General features: G+C 49.3%; 22 protein-coding genes. 16 read left to right on the top strand and 6 right to left on the bottom strand.

The features are described from left to right. Window positions 1–65: 65 nt before the first annotated feature. Window positions 66–608, top strand: a complete 543-nt coding sequence (locus QUE62_RS05090) for a TIGR00645 family protein (protein WP_286223015.1) — start codon at window positions 66–68, stop codon at window positions 606–608. 16 nt (window positions 609–624) lie between these two features. On the opposite strand, the gene QUE62_RS05085 is transcribed toward QUE62_RS05090, so the two are convergent. From QUE62_RS05085 to QUE62_RS05070, 4 genes are read right to left on the bottom strand one after another with little or no spacing between them, the layout of a single operon-like run. After that, window positions 625–1113 (bottom strand): DUF3429 domain-containing protein, encoded by a 489-nt coding sequence (locus tag QUE62_RS05085; protein ID WP_286224835.1) that lies wholly within the window; start codon window positions 1111–1113, stop codon window positions 625–627. Continuing rightward, on the bottom strand, window positions 1094–1951 hold the full coding sequence (locus QUE62_RS05080; RefSeq protein ID WP_286223013.1) for a 3-hydroxybutyryl-CoA dehydrogenase: 858 nt from the start codon (window positions 1949–1951) through the stop codon (window positions 1094–1096). Before QUE62_RS05080 ends, QUE62_RS05085 begins: the two co-directional genes overlap by 20 nt. After that, window positions 1948–2664, bottom strand: a complete 717-nt coding sequence (locus QUE62_RS05075) for a glutathione binding-like protein (protein ID WP_286224738.1) — start codon at window positions 2662–2664, stop codon at window positions 1948–1950. The genes QUE62_RS05080 and QUE62_RS05075 overlap by 4 nt, the downstream gene beginning before the upstream one ends. 35 nt (window positions 2665–2699) lie before the next feature. After that, window positions 2700–3938 (bottom strand): pyridoxal phosphate-dependent aminotransferase, encoded by a 1239-nt coding sequence (locus tag QUE62_RS05070; protein ID WP_286260950.1) that lies wholly within the window; start codon window positions 3936–3938, stop codon window positions 2700–2702. A gap of 60 nt (window positions 3939–3998) precedes the next feature. Between QUE62_RS05070 and QUE62_RS05065 the strand changes: the two genes are divergently transcribed. The 3 genes from QUE62_RS05065 to QUE62_RS05055 are packed head-to-tail and all read left to right on the top strand — an operon-like array spanning window position 3999 to window position 7344. Beyond that, window positions 3999–5261: a SulP family inorganic anion transporter gene (locus QUE62_RS05065; RefSeq protein ID WP_286260949.1), complete on the top strand. Its 1263-nt coding sequence runs from the start codon at window positions 3999–4001 to the stop codon at window positions 5259–5261. 51 nt (window positions 5262–5312) lie between these two features. Then, window positions 5313–6092 (top strand): peroxide stress protein YaaA, encoded by a 780-nt coding sequence (yaaA, locus tag QUE62_RS05060; RefSeq protein WP_286260948.1) that lies wholly within the window; start codon window positions 5313–5315, stop codon window positions 6090–6092. 40 nt (window positions 6093–6132) lie between these two features. Further along, window positions 6133–7344, top strand: coding sequence for a DUF2863 family protein (locus tag QUE62_RS05055; RefSeq protein ID WP_286260947.1), 1212 nt, complete (start codon window positions 6133–6135; stop codon window positions 7342–7344). A 15-nt stretch (window positions 7345–7359) separates the two neighbouring features. On the opposite strand, the gene QUE62_RS05050 is transcribed toward QUE62_RS05055, so the two are convergent. Together QUE62_RS05050 and QUE62_RS05045 are read right to left on the bottom strand one after the other, a co-directional pair. Then, window positions 7360–7740, bottom strand: coding sequence for a hypothetical protein (locus QUE62_RS05050; RefSeq protein WP_286223009.1), 381 nt, complete (start codon window positions 7738–7740; stop codon window positions 7360–7362). A gap of 37 nt (window positions 7741–7777) precedes the next feature. Then, window positions 7778–8767: a malate dehydrogenase gene (locus QUE62_RS05045; protein ID WP_286260946.1), complete on the bottom strand. Its 990-nt coding sequence runs from the start codon at window positions 8765–8767 to the stop codon at window positions 7778–7780. A gap of 108 nt (window positions 8768–8875) precedes the next feature. On the opposite strand from QUE62_RS05045, the gene QUE62_RS05040 reads away from it, so the two are divergent. The 12 genes from QUE62_RS05040 to asd all read left to right on the top strand — a co-directional run bounded on the left by QUE62_RS05040 (window position 8876) and on the right by asd (window position 19314). Further along, window positions 8876–9610, top strand: a complete 735-nt coding sequence (locus QUE62_RS05040; RefSeq protein WP_286260945.1) for a GntR family transcriptional regulator — start codon at window positions 8876–8878, stop codon at window positions 9608–9610. Window positions 9611–9779: 169 nt separating this feature from the next. Continuing rightward, window positions 9780–10205, top strand: a complete 426-nt coding sequence (gene sdhC / locus QUE62_RS05035; RefSeq protein ID WP_286260944.1) for a succinate dehydrogenase, cytochrome b556 subunit — start codon at window positions 9780–9782, stop codon at window positions 10203–10205. A 10-nt stretch (window positions 10206–10215) separates the two neighbouring features. Next, window positions 10216–10581, top strand: a complete 366-nt coding sequence (sdhD, locus tag QUE62_RS05030) for a succinate dehydrogenase, hydrophobic membrane anchor protein (RefSeq protein WP_286260943.1) — start codon at window positions 10216–10218, stop codon at window positions 10579–10581. Window positions 10582–10584: 3 nt separating this feature from the next. Continuing rightward, the gene (gene sdhA, locus QUE62_RS05025) at window positions 10585–12360 is read left to right on the top strand and encodes a succinate dehydrogenase flavoprotein subunit (RefSeq protein WP_286223004.1); all 1776 of its coding nucleotides are present in this window, start codon (window positions 10585–10587) and stop codon (window positions 12358–12360) included. A 16-nt stretch (window positions 12361–12376) separates the two neighbouring features. After that, window positions 12377–13081 (top strand): succinate dehydrogenase iron-sulfur subunit, encoded by a 705-nt coding sequence (locus QUE62_RS05020; protein ID WP_286224825.1) that lies wholly within the window; start codon window positions 12377–12379, stop codon window positions 13079–13081. Next, window positions 13078–13335, top strand: a complete 258-nt coding sequence (locus tag QUE62_RS05015; protein WP_286223002.1) for a succinate dehydrogenase assembly factor 2 — start codon at window positions 13078–13080, stop codon at window positions 13333–13335. Before QUE62_RS05020 ends, QUE62_RS05015 begins: the two co-directional genes overlap by 4 nt. A 30-nt stretch (window positions 13336–13365) precedes the next feature. Continuing rightward, a complete protein-coding gene (gene gltA / locus QUE62_RS05010; protein WP_286260942.1) occupies window positions 13366–14679 on the top strand; it encodes a citrate synthase in 1314 nt (437 codons plus the stop codon). 31 nt (window positions 14680–14710) lie between these two features. Further along, entirely contained in the window at window positions 14711–16120 is a 1410-nt protein-coding gene (leuC, locus tag QUE62_RS05005; RefSeq protein ID WP_286262569.1) for a 3-isopropylmalate dehydratase large subunit, read from the top strand. 19 nt (window positions 16121–16139) lie between these two features. Further along, window positions 16140–16352, top strand: a complete 213-nt coding sequence (locus QUE62_RS05000) for a hypothetical protein (protein ID WP_286223000.1) — start codon at window positions 16140–16142, stop codon at window positions 16350–16352. Window positions 16353–16354: 2 nt separating this feature from the next. Continuing rightward, window positions 16355–17002, top strand: coding sequence for a 3-isopropylmalate dehydratase small subunit (gene leuD / locus QUE62_RS04995; protein ID WP_286222999.1), 648 nt, complete (start codon window positions 16355–16357; stop codon window positions 17000–17002). A 53-nt stretch (window positions 17003–17055) separates the two neighbouring features. After that, on the top strand, window positions 17056–18126 hold the full coding sequence (gene leuB / locus QUE62_RS04990; RefSeq protein WP_286260941.1) for a 3-isopropylmalate dehydrogenase: 1071 nt from the start codon (window positions 17056–17058) through the stop codon (window positions 18124–18126). Window positions 18127–18150: 24 nt separating this feature from the next. Next, window positions 18151–19314 carry an aspartate-semialdehyde dehydrogenase gene (gene asd / locus QUE62_RS04985; protein ID WP_286260940.1) on the top strand — a complete coding sequence of 388 codons (1164 nt, stop codon included), beginning with the start codon at window positions 18151–18153 and terminating at the stop codon, window positions 19312–19314. The last annotated feature ends 1 nt before the right edge of the window (window position 19315 follow it).

The raw sequence follows: 19315 nt of genomic DNA, 5'->3' as shown, positions 1-19315 counted from the left end.
TCTCACACTTTTAAGGAAGCCCCTGGCGTCATGGCCATGACACAAACTTCGTTAAAATCCTCGCCATGAGTGAAAACAAAGAATTTGTGTTCGAGAAAAAATTGCGCCCCTTGCCGCGCTGGATCTTTATGTCCCGCTGGTTGCAGGCCCCGCTTTATATTGGTCTCATCATTGCCCAAGGCGTCTACGTTTGGCAGTTCTGGTTAGAGTTGATTCATCTCATCACGATGATGGGTGCCAATGAGATGACCGAGACCGCACTGATGCTAATCGTCTTGGGACTGATTGATGTCGTGATGATCTCCAATCTCTTGGTGATGGTGATCGTGGGCGGTTGGGAGACCTTTGTGTCGCGTCTTGATTTGCAAGATCACCCCGATCAGCCCGAGTGGCTCTCACATGTCAATGCTGGGGTATTAAAGGTCAAGCTGGCTACCGCGATTATTGGGATCTCTTCGATTCATTTGCTAAAGACATTTATCAATGCCGCATCCTATGATGAGAAGACCTTGCTCTGGCAGACCCTAATTCATGTGACGTTTGTGTTGTCGGCATTAGCAATTGCGTATACCGAGAAAATTATTTCTGCTGCCCACCAGAAGCACTAGCATCAGAAAAACTCGATTAGTAATTACGAATCAAGCTAGCTAGACCCGCCCAGATCAAGCACACTGAAGCCACCACTGTTAAGTGAGTGCGCATGCGTAAGAACGCATTGGCCATTTGAGTGTTCTCAAAATAGTACGCGTAAGTGCGTTGATCAATCGCACGTTGTACGATCAAAGTGGCTGCGAGTAAGAGTAGTGCCAATGGTATAAAGATATGAATCGCCAACCACGCAATCAGTGCTGGCATGATGCCCCAAATCCAAACGCTATGATCAAGCCAGCGATTTTGGGTTGACTCGCCGATGGTCTTAAAGCAAGCGCCCCAGTGCAAGGCGCCCAAAAACGAGACAATCACTGCACCATAGGCAACCAATGACTCAAGAGCGATGAGGTCGTTGGGGCTATCCGCTAACTGGACCATGAACGCCAGCCCAATAAATGGGATGAGCCCCGCGTAACCGAGGATCCGCACAATCGTTGGCAACTCACTTTTTGTCGTAGACATACACTCCGCGTCCAGTCTTGCGTCCTAGATGACCCTTGGCAACTAAATCAATCAGTAAGGGTGATGGACGATATTTATCGTCCTTAAATTCTTGGTGATACACCTCCATGATTGCAAGGCAAGTATCAAGACCAATCAGGTCGGCCAATGCTAAGGGGCCAATGGGGTGGTTGCAACCAAGTTTCATACCGGTATCAATGTCTTCGGGGCTAGCAATTCCTTCATGTAAGACAAAGAAGGCTTCATTAATCATTGGCAAAAGGATGCGATTGACGACAAAGCCAGGTGAGCTTTGTACAGTGATAGGCTCTTTGCCCATACGAGCGGCCATCGCCAGGACTGCCTTTAGGGTCTCAGGACTGGTTTGCTTACCCATGATGACCTCGATGAGAGCCATGAGGGGTGGAGGATTGAAAAAATGAATCCCAATAAAACGCTCGGGCCTTGAGTTGAGTGAACCCAGATGCGTAATCGAGATGGACGAGGTATTGCTCGCAATAATCGTATCTTGACTAACCACCCGATCCACTTGCTGCAAGATCGATTCTTTAATGGTTTGGTTCTCAGTAGCTGCTTCAATCACCAAAGAAACTGATGCAAGCTCAGCGTATTGCGTAGTAGTTTTAATCCGCGCCAAGGTTTGAGACTTTTGCTCAGCACTGATGACCTCTTTTTTGATGAGGCGATCAAGGCTATTATTTAGTGCTGCTAAGCCTTTCTCGAGTGCTGCATCGCTAACATCCAGTAATACAACATCGTATCCAGCACTTGCGGCCACTTGCGCAATCCCATTGCCCATCGTGCCAGCGCCAATGATTCCAATCGAAGTGATGGTCATTTTGTTTGCTTCCTGCGTTGATATTGAGTTGCACCAAACAACTGTTCCTTTTCCTTTGGATCCATCTCGGGCTTACGCAGATTTGTTAGTACTTCAACACCGCGTTGCACTGCTGGTCTTGCACTAATCATTTCAAACCAGCGTTTGAAGTTTGGGTAGTCCTTGAGATCCATCCCTTGTTTATCCCAACGTCGTGTCCATGGATAGATTGCAATATCAGCAATCGTGTATTCATTACCAACGATGAACTGATGTTTCTTTAGGCGTTCATCCAACACACCATATAAGCGTTTTGCTTCATTGGTATAGCGCTCAATCGCGTAATCAATTTTTTGAGGTGCGTATAAGCGGAAATGATGATTCTGACCCAGCATCGGTCCTAAGCCACCCATCTGAAACATGAGCCATTCCATGGTCTCGTATTTACCCCGAATCGATTTCGGTAGGAAGCGCCCCGTTTTATTAGCAAGATAGAGCAAGATGGCGCCAGATTCAAATAGATGAATCGGTTTGCCATCAGGTCCATTGGGGTCTACGATCGCTGGGATCTTATTGTTAGGACTGATTTTCAGAAAAGCAGGTTTAAATTGATCCCCTTTGCCAATATCAATCGGAATGGCACGCCAATCGCGATCTAGGCGATAGCCGCATTCTTCCATCATGATATGGATCTTATGGCCATTGGGAGTAGCCCAGCTATATACATCGATCATCGATTTTTTCATCATGGTTCTCTTGTCGGTATTGATTAGGGTACTAAGGCTTGTAAACGAAGCAGTGCGGTTTTCAGTGTTGACTCTTGTTTGGCAAAACAAAAACGGATGACACCCGATTCCGTTTGATTGGCATAGAAGGCCGAGTTTGGAATGGCTGCAACGCCCAACTCCGTGGTTAACCAACGACAGAACTCTGCCTCTGGAAGACTGGCCTCTTTGCGTGGTAGAGCGGTGTAATCAACGCATTGAAAATAACTACCTGCACACGGTAATAACTTCAGTGGGGTGCTGGCAAGCCCCGCCCGGAAATAATCGCGCTTGGCTTGATAAAACGCTGGAAGTGCAAGATAAGGTTCGGGGTTTTTCATATATTGAGCAATGGCGTATTGCATGGGTGTATTCACTGAGAACACATTAAATTGGTGTACCTTGCGATATTCATGCATGAGTGCAGCGGGGGCAGCAATGAAGGCCAGTTTCCAGCCCGTGACATGAAAGGTCTTGCCAAAACTAGAAACCAAGAAGCTGCGCTCTGCGAGTGCCGCATGGCGCGCGATACTCTCGTGAGGTTTGCCATCAAACACCATGTGTTCATAGACCTCATCGCTAAGGATCAAGATCGAGGTATCTTTGACCAAGCTATATAAGCGTTCCAAATCGGCGGCTTCCCAAATGCTGGCCGTAGGATTATGTGGCGTATTGGTAATAATTAAACGGGTCTTTGAAGTAATGGCATTCGCTAGTGCTTCCCATGGCAAGGCATAGGCATCGACGAGTCCATTGTGATCGCGCACAATCTCCATCGCCACAGGAACCGCTTTGCCGCCAGCCAATTGAATGGCTGGTAAGTAACTATCAAAGGCGGGTTCAATCACAATCACTTCATCATTGGGGCCAACGCAAGCGGCAATTGCAGTAAAGATTGCTTGGGTTGCCCCAGCGGTCACCGTAATTTCAGAGTACGGATCGTAGTGATGGCCATACAAGCTTGCAATCTTCTGCCTAAGTGCCTCACGCAGTTCAAGAATGCCTGGCATGGGGGCATATTGGTTATGACCCAAACGCATGGCGTGGTTGACGGCATCGAGTAGGGCCGGATCGCAAGGAAAGTCCGGAAATCCTTGCCCTAAGTTGATGGCTTGGTGCTCAGCGGCCAAAGCCGACATGGTGGTGAAAATCGTGGTGCCAACTTGCGGTAGTTTGGAGGTAAACCAGCCCTCGGGCGCAAGACTATCGCTAGAATGTGGAGTTTGGAGAAGCGGTGATGGCATAACTAAATTGTGCCACGCTAACTCTAAGTACTTAGGATCATTCATAAATTGCGGTTCTCTTTGCCCTTTACCCGTTGGTTACCTGAATATCAGAAGCCGGGAGTGGTGCGTGCGGATCTTCTTGCTGGATTAACGGGTGCCATCGTGGTGTTGCCTCAAGGGATTGCATTTGCTCTGTTAGCAGGCATGCCCCCGCACTATGGTTTGTATGCTGCGATGGTCCCATGCATCATTGCTGCACTCTTTGGGTCAAGCCGTTTGATGGTGACCGGACCGGCCAATGCAATTTCGCTAACCACCATGGCATTGATTGCGCCGCTCGCGATTCCAGAGAGCGAGCATTACGTAGTGCTGGTACTCACGCTTAGTTTTCTAATTGGTGTAATTCAGATTGCATTGGGTTTGGGTGGGGCAGGAAAGTGGGTTGAGAAAGTGCCGCATTCGGTAATCGTGGGCTTTACTGCTGGCGCTGCTGTACTCATTATCAATAGTCAGGTCGGAACCTTATTGGGTATTGAGATCGCGCGTGGCACGAGTGTGCTCGATACCATCTTCCAAACCATGACTGCAATTTACCAAGGCCAGTGGCGACCACAGGTATTGGCTCTAGTACTGATTACTTTGGTGACCATGCGTTTGTGGAAACCGCTCAATCGTTGGATCCCCGCGATGCTGATTGCGGTGATTACGGGTAGTGTTGCCCTGCTGGTTCTGGAACAGTACTTCACCGAATTTTCTGGGATCCGCAAGGTGAGCGCGATTCCTGGGGCATTGCCACCACTCTCGTATCCAGCCCTCACGTTAGAGCATCTGCAACTCCTATTTGGGCCCGTCTTAGTAATGACTCTGTTGGCATCGACCGAGGCAATGGCAATTGCACGTGCTCTAGCCCTGAAACGCAATGACTCGTTTGATGCAAACCAAGAGTTCATTGGTCAGGGACTTGCGAATGTGGGCGGATCCTTCTTCTCTGCCTATCCTTCGAGCGGCTCTTTTAATCGCTCTGGCGTAAACCTAGCAGCTAATGCGCAAACGCCGCTGGCCGCGATTTGTGCCGCGGTCTTCTTAATAGTGATCTTGATTTTTGTTTCGCCTTTGGCAGAACATCTACCGTATGCCGTAATTGCTGCCTTACTCTTGGCGGTGGCTTGGAACCTGATTGATCTTAGGCAGATTCGCCATGAATTTCGCTCGGGGGCACAAGAATGGATTCCGATGGTCATTACTGGCGTTGGTACCGTAACCATCTCTTTGGAATGGGCCGTTCTGGCTGGTATTTGCAGCGCCGCGATTGCCAAGCGGATTAGCGTGTCTGCAAAATAATTGAAGGTGACTAGAATAGGGTACTAAGCACTATTAAACGAGCCATCATTTATGTTAATTGTTTTATCGCCCGCCAAATCCCTCGATTACGAATCACCGCTGAAAGTTAAAAAACACACCCTGCCTGATTTTGTGGGGGAGTCCGCTAAGCTGATAGCGGATCTCAAAAAACTTTCCCCCCAGCAAGTTGGAAAACTAATGGGAATCTCAGACCCATTAGCAGCACTGAATGTGGGACGTTATCGCGATTGGTCCAAAACATTCACGACCGAGAACAGTCGGCCAGCACTCCTCGCTTTTAATGGAGATGTGTACGAGGGCTTTGATGCAAAATCCTTGGATGCGAAGGCCCTAGACTTTGCGCAAGAGCATGTGCGGATTTTGTCTGGTCTGTACGGTGTGTTACGACCCTTGGACTTAATGCAACCCTATCGCCTGGAAATGGGTACTGCTTTGAAAAATGCCCGTGGTAAAGATTTGTATGCCTTTTGGGGTGATCGCATTACTAAAGCCCTTGAGAAAACACTGTCTCAACAGAAAAAACCATTTTTACTGAACTTAGCATCGGAAGAATATTTCAAAGTATTGCAAGCTGATGCCTTGGGGTGTCCAGTGATCTCACCGGTTTTTCAGGATGAGAAGGATGGCAAGTACAAAATCATCTCTTTTTATGCCAAGCGAGCACGAGGACTCATGGCGCGCTTTGTGGTGGAGAATCGCATCACCGATCCTGCAGAGCTCAAGCACTTTAAATCCGAAGGCTATCGCTACAGTGCTGCCCAATCGAAGCCGGATAAACCCGTATTTCGTCGTGCGGAACAAGCGAAGTAAATTCTGAAGTAAATTCATTTAGCAGGAGTGCTCATTCATTATGGCGGTTCATCGTTCCAAAACATCTCAACGGACCTCGCCCGAGACCGAGCGCTTAGTAGCCGATTCCATCTCGTTGGCGGCATCGGGTAGTCAGGTTGAAGATCGATTTTGGGAAGAGCGGTTACGAACCCGTCTTCTTAAGCTTTTGAAGAATCATCATCAATCAGTGATTGACGCGGCACTTGATCAAACCTTTCGGATCAATACGGTTGCCTTTGAGGTATTGGCCGATACCGCCGAGACCTTGGCCGAGTCCATGAGTTTTGAGCATGAGGGAACGCATTGGGATGCATTATTGATTGCCATGCCCATTGTGGCTCATACTCGTTATCAAATTCCTTCAGGACCCTTGCCCGTTTCCTTAATTGAAGCATCGGCGGGCGCATTACAACGAGCTGTAGCTGCCGAGGGCACCCAGTTTGCCATCGTGCCCTGGCTCTATAGCATTGATCAAATGCCCCATTCGCATACCCAAACTCGTACCTTACTTGAAACCCTAGCGAATGCCGCCGTATCCGGTGGCGAAATGAAACTCGAGCTGCGTGATATGTCAGAGACCATTGCTGTTCTGGCCGATCCTCGTTTCATTTTGGCGGTCATCATTGCGCCACATCAGCAACCGATCTTTCGGTGGCAAATGGATGGTCCTCAACGCCAAGAGCGCGGCGTGGCTTTAGCAGAATGGCAAAGCGCCATGTACGATCCCTTATGTCAGCTCTTGCCCGGTTGTGAGTTTGAACTCCTCTTGCCGGAGGCGTATTTCACGAACTGCCGCTTAGCAGATAAGCATGTGAGACCCTTGAGTATTCGTGCGGCAGTCAATTTCCTTGAATCTACCTTGGGCGTGCTACCTGCTGGCTTGTCATGTGTGGTTGGAGCCTTTGGTGAAGACCAGGCTGATGAGTACCGCATCTCATTTAGTCTCAAGGGTTCTTCAGAGATTATCTATGGCGTGATTTGGCCCCTATACGATCGTGAGAGTGTGGCAAGTGATGCACTCAATGATGTCTCGGACGAGGAAAGTCCGATAAAACGGATCTGCGATGCTTTGCATGACGCTGGTGTGGAAGACGTATTTCGACACGCCGTCTTATTTACACCCGAGTTATGTGATGATTGTGGAGTGCCGCTATTTCCCGATCGGCAGGGTGAGGTGGTTCACGCCGAGATGCCCGAAGATAGTCCTTCGCAGCAACCCTTATTTCATTGATAGGTATTGAATCAATTACTTCTCGAAGGCGAGAAGGTGGGCCTCTCGACCCTCTTTCATCGCCACGGTCTTGCACTCGTCTGCCAACCGAATTCCCGATTTGATATTAAATAGCATTGCTTTAGGACCAATCACCACTAAATCAAGACCACTGTCGTAGTTCTTAAATCGCATGCTACCTGGCAAGGACTGCTCTTTCTGCATAGCATAGGACTTAGAGCGCCATTGAACTTCAAGCTTCTCAACTGGACCGCTTGTAATGAAGCGTTCATTGTTACTACAGGTCCAGACATGGGGCACAGTCAATGCACTTTCTTGCGCACGAACTTCATGCGCAACACCAAGCGCCATACTCACGAGCAGTGCTGCAAGTAATGAGCTTGGTAATTTACGCATGCTATCTCCAAGAGTGAACTTCTTCAATAAATCAATCTTAACCCAAAAGATGCTTGACGCCTGCTTGTTCCTCGAGCAACTCATTTAAGGTTGCGGTCATGCGCTCGCGGGAGAACGCATCAATTTCTAAGCCCTTAACGAGGGTGTATTCACCGTTGGTGCAGGTCACGGGGAAGCCATAAATGATCTCAGCGGGGATCTCGTAATCACCAGCGGAGGGAATGCCCATCGTGACCCATTTACCATTGGTACCCAAGACCCAATCGCGCACATGATCAATCGCCGCATTCGCTGCAGAGGCGGCTGACGATAAGCCACGCGCTTCAATGATGGCAGCACCGCGCTTACCCACCGTTGGAATAAAGACATCTTTGTTCCAAGCAGGATCATTAATTAGATCTTTAACCGACTGACCATTGACCGTTGCAAAGCGATAGTCGGGGTACATGGTTGGGCTGTGATTGCCCCACACAATGAGCTTCTCAATATCTGCTACTGCCTTGTTGGTCTTGCTTGCCAATTGGGAGAGGGCGCGGTTGTGATCAAGGCGCAACATCGCAGTGAAGTTCTTGGCCGGTAGGCTAGGTGCAGACTTCATCGCAATGTAGGCATTGGTATTGGCAGGGTTGCCAACCACCAATACCTTGACGGTACGCTTGGCTACTTGATCGAGTGCTTTGCCTTGTGCTGTAAAAATTTGCGCGTTAGCGGAGAGCAAATCTTTGCGCTCCATACCTGGGCCACGTGGACGAGCGCCAACGAGCAGGGCTACATCAATGTCTTTAAAGGCGGTCATTGGATCGCTATGCGCACTCATCCCGGCTAATAGTGGGAATGCGCAGTCTTCCAGTTCCATCATGACCCCTTTGAGGGCCTTTTGTGGCTTTTCATCCGGGATTTCGAGTAACTGCAAAATGACGGGCTGATCTTTGCCCAACATATCGCCATTGGCAATACGAAACAGTAGGGAATAACCAATTTGACCTGCTGCACCAGTGACAGCGACACGCATAGGGGCTTTTGCCATTACAAACTCCGGATAAAGGGTTAATGATGAACTTGCTTACAAACCACTAGTTTACATTTACACTAGAGCCAAGTCTTTTATAAGATAAAAGAATCACGATTAGTCACGATGCGATCCATAGAGCAATCTGCCAACTTTAGCCCTCTGTATCAACAGATTAAAGAGCTCTTATTGAAGAGCTTACAAGCCGGTGAATGGCAACCTGGACAACCAATCCCCAGTGAAATGGACCTCGCCGAGCGCTACAAGGTCAGTCAAGGAACCGTGCGCAAGGCCATCGACGCGCTTGCAGCCGAGAATGTGGTGGTGCGACATCAGGGGAAGGGTACTTTTGTCGCCAGTCATCGCGAAGATGCCGTGCAATTTCGGTTTTTGCGTCTCGTTCCAGATGATGGCAAAGAGCTGATTCTAAAGAGTAGTTTTCTGAGCTGCGCGTCACGCCAGGCCGACGCACATATCGCTTCGCTTTTGGAGCTCAGGCCAAGCGACTCAGTGATCGAAGTCAAACGAATTCAGCGCTTTGGTGGGCAACCAACCGTATTTGAGACCATTTACCTTTTGCCAAAGCGTTTTGAGGGAATCAGCCTTGAGCGCTTGAGTACTTGGCATGGACCCTTATACGGCTTTTATGAAAGCGAATTCAATACTCATATGGTCTGGGCCGAGGAGCAAATCAAGGCTGTGAATGCGAGTGCCGAGTTAGCCAAATATCTCAATCTTGACCCTGGTGCTGCGCTTTTATCGGTTGAACGCCGCAGCTTCACGTACGGCAATAAGCCGGTTGAGGTCCGTATGGCGTATTACGAGACCACGAAGTTGCACTATGTGAACGAATTAAGCTAACCCATTAAGGATAAACACCTAAAGATAAATTAATAAAACTGCTTAAAATCAACAAGTTAGACCGGTTGATGTAAAAAAGTGTCCACTAAGTCTGACGTTTCTAATAGAATATGTTGCAATACAACAATTTAACAATTTGGCCCTTCATTACTCAGGATTACAACCAGCTATGAGTGACTCACACCAGGACTCAAATCCAGCCCAGCAGCGGCCAGTGTTCCGGAACATCGGGATTGCGCAACTTGCTCAATATCGACTTCCTTGGCCCGGTAAAGTTTCTATCCTCCACCGTATTTCTGGCGCCGCCTTATTTCTGTTTCTTCCCTTTATTCTCTTTTTGTTTGATAAAAGCCTAGCGTCTGAGGTCAGCTTTGCTTACTTCTCGAACTTGCTGGGTAACACGCTCGTCAAATTAATTTGCCTGGGCTTAATTTGGGGCTATTTGCACCATTTCTGCGCCGGAATTCGTTATCTATTTCTTGATCTCGAGATCGGGGTCGACAAGGCGGCCGCAAATCGTTCAGCAGTATCGGTCATGGTGATTAGTCTCACGCTGACAGCGATTTTGGGTCTGCGTTTATTTGGTCTCTTCTAGGTCACGCGCTATGTCAAAAAATAATATTGGTCCTAAGCGTCTGGTGGTTGGCGCCCATTATGGGCTTAAAGAATGGATTATTCAGCGCGTCACCGCGATTGTGATGGTCGCATTCACCATTGTTCTATTGATTGCTTATCTTCTGAATGGCAATCCCAGCTATGACGGTTGGGCAGGATTGTTTGCCAACCCTTTGATGAAGGTGCTGACCCTTCTCGCATTGTTAAGCCTTTTCTATCACGCCTGGATTGGTGTGCGTGATATTTGGATGGATTACGTCAAGCCCGTTGGCATTCGCTTGGGTTTACAAGTTATTACCGTTTTATGGCTCGTCGGCTGTGCTGCGTATGCCATTCAGATCTTATGGAAAGTCTAAGAAATGACAGCCATTAAAAAATCACTTCCCCGCAGGCGTTTTGATGCTGTGATCGTGGGGGCCGGCGGCTCTGGGATGCGTGCAGCCTTGCAGCTTTCAGAAGCAGGACTTAGCGTTGCAGTCTTATCAAAAGTATTCCCAACCCGATCGCATACCGTTGCTGCCCAAGGTGGTATTGGTGCATCGCTTGGCAATATGAGCGAGGACAACTGGCACTATCACTTCTACGATACGGTGAAGGGTTCTGATTGGTTGGGTGACCAAGACGCGATTGAGTTCATGTGCCGCGAGGCACCCAAGGTGGTCTATGAGCTTGAGCATTTCGGTATGCCATTTGATCGCAATGCCGATGGCACGATTTACCAACGCCCCTTTGGTGGCCACACCGCAAACTATGGCGAGAAGCCTGTGCAACGCGCTTGTGCAGCAGCTGACCGCACTGGACATGCCATGTTGCATACTTTGTATCAACGCAACGTCAGAGCAAAGACCCATTTCTTTGTTGAGTGGCTTGCGCTTGATTTAATTCGGGACGCAGAGGGTGATGTAGTTGGTGTTACCGCACTAGAAATGGAAACGGGCGAGGTTTATATCCTCGAAGCCAAGATTACTTTGATGGCTACAGGTGGAGCAGGGCGCATTTGGGCCGCCTCAACCAACGCATACATCAATACCGGTGACGGTATGGGTATGGCGGCGCGTGCCGGCTTGCCTCTAGAGGATATGGAGTTCTGGCAGTTCCATCCAACCGGTGTGGCAGGCGCAGGTGTTTTGCTGACCGAGGGCTGTCGTGGGGAAGGCGGGATTCTGCGTAACAAAAATGGTGAGCGTTTTATGGAACGCTATGCACCCACACTGAAAGATTTGGCCCCACGTGATTTTGTATCACGTTCGATGGATCAAGAAATCAAAGAAGGCCGCGGTTGTGGTCCAGATGGTGATTACGTGGTGTTGGATCTCACGCACATTGGTGCAGAGACCATCATGAAGCGCTTACCATCGGTCTACGAAATTGGTATGAACTTTGCGAACGTGGATGTGACCAAAGAACCCATTCCTGTGGTGCCAACGATTCATTATCAGATGGGCGGTATTCCCACGAATATTCATGGTCAAGTGGTGGTTCCCAAGAATGGCAATCCCAACACGATTGTGAACGGTCTCTACGCGATTGGTGAGTGCTCGTGTGTATCAGTACACGGCGCAAATCGTCTGGGTACCAACTCGCTCTTAGATCTACTGGTCTTTGGTCGCGCCGCAGGTAATCATGTCGTGCAGGCCAATCTGAAAGCGCGTGAGCACAAACCATTGCCTGCAGACGCAGGTGAGTTCACGCTTGAGCGCATTGCTAAGCTTGATAACAGCAGTTCGGGTGAATATGCGCAAGATCTTGCCAACGATATTCGTAAGACCATGCAAACCTACGCCGGCGTGTTCCGCAATCAAGAGTTGCTCGATGAGGGTGTGCGCAAAATGGCAGAGCTCACTGAGCGTGCTAAACACCTGTGGGTCAAAGATAAATCAAAGATCTTCAATACTGCGCGGATTGAGGCGCTAGAAATTGATAACTTAATTCAGACGGCAAACTCCACGATGATCTCGGCAGCCGCTCGCAAGGAGAGTCGTGGTGCTCATGCCCATGATGACTTCCCTAAACGGGATGATGCCAACTGGATGAAACATACCCTGTGGTACGAAGGCAATCAATTGGATTACAAGCCGGTGCAACTTAAACCCCTGACGGTGGAATCAGTTCCACCCAAAGAGCGTACGTTCTAATACTTGGATAAAGACTATGAGTGATACCCGTATCTTTGAAATTTATCGCTACGATCCAGACGTTGATAAAGCTCCTCGGATGCAACGCTATGAGTTAGAGCTCAAGGGTGAGCGTATGCTCTTAGATGCCCTGATCTCGCTGAAGAAACAAGATGAAAGTATTTCTTATCGTCGTTCCTGTCGTGAGGGCGTATGTGGCTCTGATGCGATGAACATCAATGGTAAGAATGGCCTTGCATGTCTGACCAATATGCGTTCCTTACCGCAGAAGATTACTTTGCGTCCATTACCAGGACTACCGGTGGTTCGCGATCTGATCGTCGACATGACTTTGTTCTTTAAGCAATACCTCTCGATCAAGCCTTACTTGATTAACGACATGCCGCCACCCGAGAAAGAGCGTTTGCAAAGTCCAGCAGAGCGTGAGGAGCTCGATGGTTTGTATGAGTGTATTCTGTGTGCGTCGTGCTCAACCTCATGCCCATCGTTTTGGTGGAATCCCGATAAGTTTGTTGGTCCGGCAGGCCTGCTTCAAGCCTATCGATTTATTGCCGATAGCCGTGATCAAGCAACCGCTGAGCGCTTAGATAATTTGGAAGATCCGTATCGCTTGTTCCGTTGCCATACCATCATGAACTGCGTTGATGTTTGTCCAAAGCATCTCAACCCAACTAAAGCGATTGGCAAGATTAAAGAATTGATGGTGCGTCGGGCAGTATGAGCCTTGACGCTAAGAAGATTTATCAGCTTCGCAGTGCAGCGCGACGCGGATTGTTGGAAAACGATTTAATTCTGGAGCGTTTCTTTCATCGATACGCTCATGAACTAAATGATGAGCAGGGCAGGGCGTTATCCACGCTCTTGGAATTGGATGACAATGATTTGCTGGATTTGTTGTTGGCTCGCAAAGAGTTAAATCCAGCGATGGATTCTGAGCCTGCTCGAGCGGTATTGGGTATGTTGCGTCAACGATAATGAATTGCATTGACTGATTGGGAATAAACCATGATTGAATCGAACATCAAAGCCAAACTTTCTTTCTCAGACGGTACGCCCGACATCGAGCTGCCAATCTATAAGGGTACCCAAGGTCCCGATGTGATTGATATTCGTAAGCTCTACGGTCAAACTGGAAAGTTCACTTACGACCCTGGTTTTTTATCGACCGCCTCATGTAGTTCAAAGATCACCTTCATTGATGGGGATAAAGGCGAATTACTCTATCGCGGTTATCCCATTGAAGATCTAGCCAAGAATTGTGACTTCCTAGAAGTTTGCCAACTCTTGATTAATGGTGAGTTACCGAATCAGAAGCAAAATCGTGAGTTTCAGGACATGGTGATGCATCACACCATGGTGCATGAGCAAATGCAGTTCTTCTTGCGGGGATTCCGGCGCGATGCGCATCCGATGGCCGTATTAACTGGCTTGGTCGGTGCCATGGCGGCCTTCTACCATGATGAGATTGATTATGGTGATGCGAAGGCGCGGGAGATTGCCCAAATTCGCTTGATTGCCAAGATGCCAACCTTGGTGGCCATGTCGTATAAGTACTCGATTGGCCAGCCGTTCATGTACCCAGACAACAGCCTGTCGTACACGGCAAATTTCATGCGCATGATGTTTGCAACGCCATGCGAGCCTTATAAAGTCAATCCGGTCTTAGTTCGTGCGCTCGATCGCATTTTCATCTTGCACGCCGATCATGAGCAAAATGCATCGACCTCCACCGTTCGCTTGGCTGGATCCTCAGGGACTAATCCGTTTGCCGCCATCTCTGCCGGTATTGCATGCCTTTGGGGCCCAGCCCACGGCGGTGCTAATGAAGCTTGCCTTGAAATGTTGAATGATATTCAAGCAAGTGGTGGTGTCGAGAAAATTGGTGAGTTTATTGCCCAAGTGAAAGATAAAAACTCCAATGTTCGCTTGATGGGCTTTGGCCATCGCGTCTACAAGAACTTTGATCCGCGCGCTAAGCTCATGCGTGAGACCTGTCATGAGGTTCTCAAAGAGCTTGGATTGGAGAACGATCCGCTCTTTAAGCTCGCGATGACCCTTGAGAAGATTGCGCTTGAGGACGATTACTTTGTAGGTCGCAAACTCTATCCAAACGTGGATTTCTACTCCGGCATCGTTCAACGAGCACTCGGCATCCCAACCGAGATGTTCACCTGCATCTTTGCGCTGGCCCGAACCGTTGGTTGGATTGCCCAGTGGGAAGAAATGATTACCGATCCTGAATACAAGATTGGTCGTCCACGTCAGTTGTTCATCGGCGCAACCCCACGAGCCATACCTCCTGTTTCTGAGCGAAAATAAGCGTTATATTGCTTCTTTTGCTTTAAAGGGAATTATGCGTACGCTTTATGACAAGTTGTGGGATGAACACGTCGTTCATTCGGAGGAAGATGGCACAGCAACCATCTATATCGATCGACAGTTACTTCATGAGGTGACCAGCCCGCAAGCTTTTGAGGGCCTAAGTCTCGCTGCACGCCCAGTCTGGCGTGTGTCAGCCAACCTCGCGGTCTCGGATCACAATGTCCCAACTACGGATCGTTCCGAAGGAATTGCCGATCCGGTATCGAAGTTGCAAGTGGATACCTTAGATCAAAATTGCGATCGCTTTGGTATTACCCAATACAAGATGAATGACCAACGGCAAGGCATCGTACACGTGATTGGCCCTGAGCAGGGCGCTACCTTGCCTGGGATGACCGTAGTGTGCGGGGATTCGCATACGAGCACGCATGGTGCATTTGGAGCATTGGCCTTTGGGATTGGTACATCCGAGGTTGAGCATGTGCTTGCAACCCAAACCTTGCTCATGAAAAAGAGCAAAAACATGTTGGTGCGGGTTGAGGGTCGCCTGCAACCAGGAAGCACTGCAAAAGACATTATCTTGGCTGTGATTGGCAAGATTGGTACCGCTGGTGGTACCGGTTACACCATTGAGTTTGCAGGTGAAGCCATTCGTCAGCTATCGATGGAAGGGCGCATGACCATTTGCAACATGGCCATTGAAGCCGGTGCGCGTGCTGGCCTCGTGGCGGTCGATGAAACTACCATTGAGTACATCCAAGGTCGCCCCTATGCCCCCAAAGGCGAGGCTTTACGCCAAGCCTTGCAATATTGGCGTACCTTGCATTCAGATCCTGGCGCCCATTTTGATCGCGTGGTTGAGTTGCGGGCTGAAGAGATCGCCCCCCAAGTCAGTTGGGGCACCTCCCCAGAAATGGTTCTGCCGATTGGTAGTCGCGTGCCTGATCCAGAGCGCGAGCGTGACCCTGTCAAGCGTCAAGCAATGGAGCGCGCCTTGCAATACATGGGGCTTGAACCCAATTTGCCGCTTGATACGATCTATGTCGATAAAGTATTCATTGGCTCATGCACTAATAGCCGTATTGAGGACTTGCGGGCTGCCGCAAAAGTAGTTGAGCGTTTAGGTAAGAAGGTAGCGGTCAATGTCAAGCAAGCCTTGGTCGTTCCCGGCTCTGGCTTAGTGAAAGCACAAGCAGAGCGCGAAGGTCTTGATCGCGTCTTTAAGGCCGCGGGCTTTGAGTGGCGCGAGCCTGGTTGCTCGATGTGTCTGGCCATGAATGCTGATCGTCTGGAACCTGAGGAGCGCTGTGCCTCAACCTCCAACCGTAATTTTGAGGGGCGTCAGGGGGCGGGTGGCCGAACCCATTTGGTGAGTCCTGCCATGGCAGCCGCAGCAGCAATTGAGGGGCATTTTGTGGATGTGCGCAAGATTGCCTGATCTTTTCTAGAATATGAATATGAACTCTTTGATGCGCTCTGGATTAATGTTTCTATCAGTGATCACGCTAGTGGCCTGCTCCAACACTTGGACAGGCGTTGGCAAGGATTTGCAGGAGATGGGCAAGAAAATGGATCCTCAGGCGAAGCCCGCTGAGACAGCACCTAATCCAGCAAGTACTCCAAGCACAAGTACCAATAACAAAGACGTTACAGTCACACCGGTCAAATAATCATGGATGCATTTACGGTTTACCAGGGACTAGTTGCCCCATTGGATCGCGAGAACGTCGATACCGACGCGATTATTCCTAAGCAGTTTCTGAAGTCAATTAAGAAGACCGGTTTTGGTCAGAACCTCTTTGATGAGTGGCGCTATTTGGATCAGGGTGAGCCTGGTCAAGACTGTTCGAAGCGCCCCCTAAATCCTGACTTTGTCCTAAATCAACCGCGCTACCAAGGTGCTGGAATTTTGCTGGCTCGTAAGAACTTTGGTTGCGGAAGCTCCCGTGAGCATGCGCCATGGGCCTTAGCGCAATACGGATTTCGAGCCATTATTGCCCCAAGTTTTGCCGATATCTTCTTCAATAACTGCTTTAAGAATGGCCTCTTACCCGTCGTTTTATCGGAGCAAGAGGTCGATCATCTATTTAATGAGACCAAGGCGTTCTCAGGCTATCAGCTCACCATTGACCTTGAGAGCCAAGAAGTGATTGCCCCAGATGGGCGTCGCTATCGCTTTGAGGTCACTCCATTTCGGAAGTATTGTTTGCTCAACGGTCTAGACGATATTGGTCTGACCTTACGGCATGCCGATAAAATAAAAGCTTTTGAGGCAGAACGCATATTGCGCATGCCATGGCTTGCGACCCAGCTCCCGTAGACTGACGCATTCCTGGCGCTCAATGGGCTAGCGCCATTACATAAAGGTTCATCATGAAAATTGCTGTTCTCCCGGGCGATGGCATTGGTCCGGAAATTGTTGCGCAAGCCGTAAAAGTTCTAGAAGCGCTCAAGTTGCCTCTCGAGATGGAAACTGCTCCAGTTGGCGGGGCCGCCTATGACGTGGCGGGACATCCCTTACCCCCAGCCACTCTCGATTTAGCCAAAGCAGCCGACGCCATCTTATTTGGAGCGGTGGGCGACTGGAAATACGACACTCTAGCGCGCGAGTTAAGACCCGAGCAAGCGATCTTGGGTTTGCGTAAGCATTTGAGCCTCTTTGCAAACTTCCGCCCAGCGATTTGCTACAAGGAGTTAACCGCCGCCTCGAGCCTAAAACCTGAAATTGTGGGTGGCCTCGATATCTTGATCGTGCGCGAACTCAACGGCGATATCTATTTTGGTTCCCCCAAGGGTATTCGTAATTCCCCTGATGGCCTCTTTACTGGGGCGCGCGAAGGTTTTGACACCATGCGCTATAGCGAACCCGAAATTGAGCGTATTGCACATGTAGCATTTGCAGCGGCACGCAAGCGCAATCGCAAAGTGTGTAGTGTGGATAAATCGAATGTGTTGGAGACCTCGCAATTATGGCGCGAGGTCATGATCCGCATTGCGAAGGAATACAGCGATATAGAGTTAAGTCACATGTATGTGGATAACGCTGCCATGCAATTAGTGCGAGCCCCCAAATCCTTCGACGTGATCGTAACCGGTAACTTGTTTGGAGACATTCTCTCCGATGAAGCTGCCATGCTCACGGGTTCGATTGGGATGTTGCCCTCGGCATCGCTCGATAAGAACAATAAAGGTTTGTATGAGCCCAGCCATGGTTCAGCCCCTGACATTGCTGGAAAGAATATTGCCAATCCCTTGGCAACCATTTTGTCAGCAGCGATGATGTTGCGCTTTTCTCTTAACTTAGCAAATGAAGCCGAGCGTATTGAGAAGGCTGTACAAACCGTTCTGGCTCAAGGCTATCGTACGGCTGATATTGATACCGCTGGAATGAAACGTGTATCTACCTCAGAGATGGGTGATGCCGTGGTTGCAGCTCTTAGTTAATAAATTCTTTAAAAGAACTTGAATATGGCATATACCCCTTTAATTAATCCTGTAGTTGGTTTGGTCGGCTGGCGTGGCATGGTTGGCAGTGTGCTGATGCAACGCATGCAAGACGAGAACGACTTTACTCATATCGAACCTGTCTTCTTTAGCACTAGTAATGCCGGTGGCGAGGTGCCATTGATCAATGGTCAACGCGTTACTAAAAGTGAGACTCGTTTGCAAGACGCCAATGATGTAAAGGCCTTAGCTCGCTGCGATGTGATTTTGACCTGTCAGGGCGGTGATTACACCAAAGCGATCTACCCCCAACTGCGCGCAGCGGGTTGGCAGGGGCATTGGATTGATGCAGCGAGTGCACTGCGGATGGAAAACGACGCAGTGATTGTGTTGGATCCCATTAATCGGCCTGTGATTAATAAGGCGCTGGACTCGGGCGGTAAGAACTGGATCGGTGGTAATTGCACGGTTAGCTTGATGATGCTGGCGATGGGCGGACTTCTCAAAAGCGGTCATGTGGAATGGATCAGTGCCATGACCTATCAAGCAGCATCTGGTGCTGGAGCTGCCAATATGCGCGAGCTTCTCGAACAAATGGGCACTTTGCATCATAGCGTTGCCAGCGAACTCGCTAATCCAGCCTCATGGATCTTGGATATTGATCGCAAGGTAGCGCAGACCATTCGTTCGGCAGAGTTCCCCAAAACCAACTTTCGGAACACTGCATTAGCTGGGAGCCTGATTCCTTGGATTGATGTGCCGGTTGAACACGGTCAGACCAAAGAAGAATGGAAAGCGGGAGCCGAGTGCAACAAGATTATGGGTAATCCGCCATTTCGGTCACCAGGCAGCATTCCCATTGATGGCATTTGTGTGCGTGTTGGCGCGATGCGTTGCCACTCACAGGGCTTAACCGTCAAGTTAAAGAAAGATATTCCGCTCGCTGAGATCGAGAAGATGTTGGCGGCCGATAATCAGTGGGTGAAAGTCGTTCCTAATGAGCGGGAGATCACCGAGCGTGAGCTATCGCCAGCAGCAGTCAGTGGCACCATGACGATTCCAATTGGGCGCTTGCATAAATTAGCCATGGGTCCCGAGTATCTCGGTGCATTCACGGTCGGCGATCAGTTGCTATGGGGTGCCGCTGAACCTCTGCGTCGCATGCTACGCATTCTGCTTGATACCTAAG

It is taken from the genome of Polynucleobacter sp. HIN9 (assembly GCF_030297635.1).
Lineage (GTDB): Bacteria > Pseudomonadota > Gammaproteobacteria > Burkholderiales > Burkholderiaceae > Polynucleobacter.
This window is presented reverse-complemented; position numbering and strand designations above follow the sequence as displayed.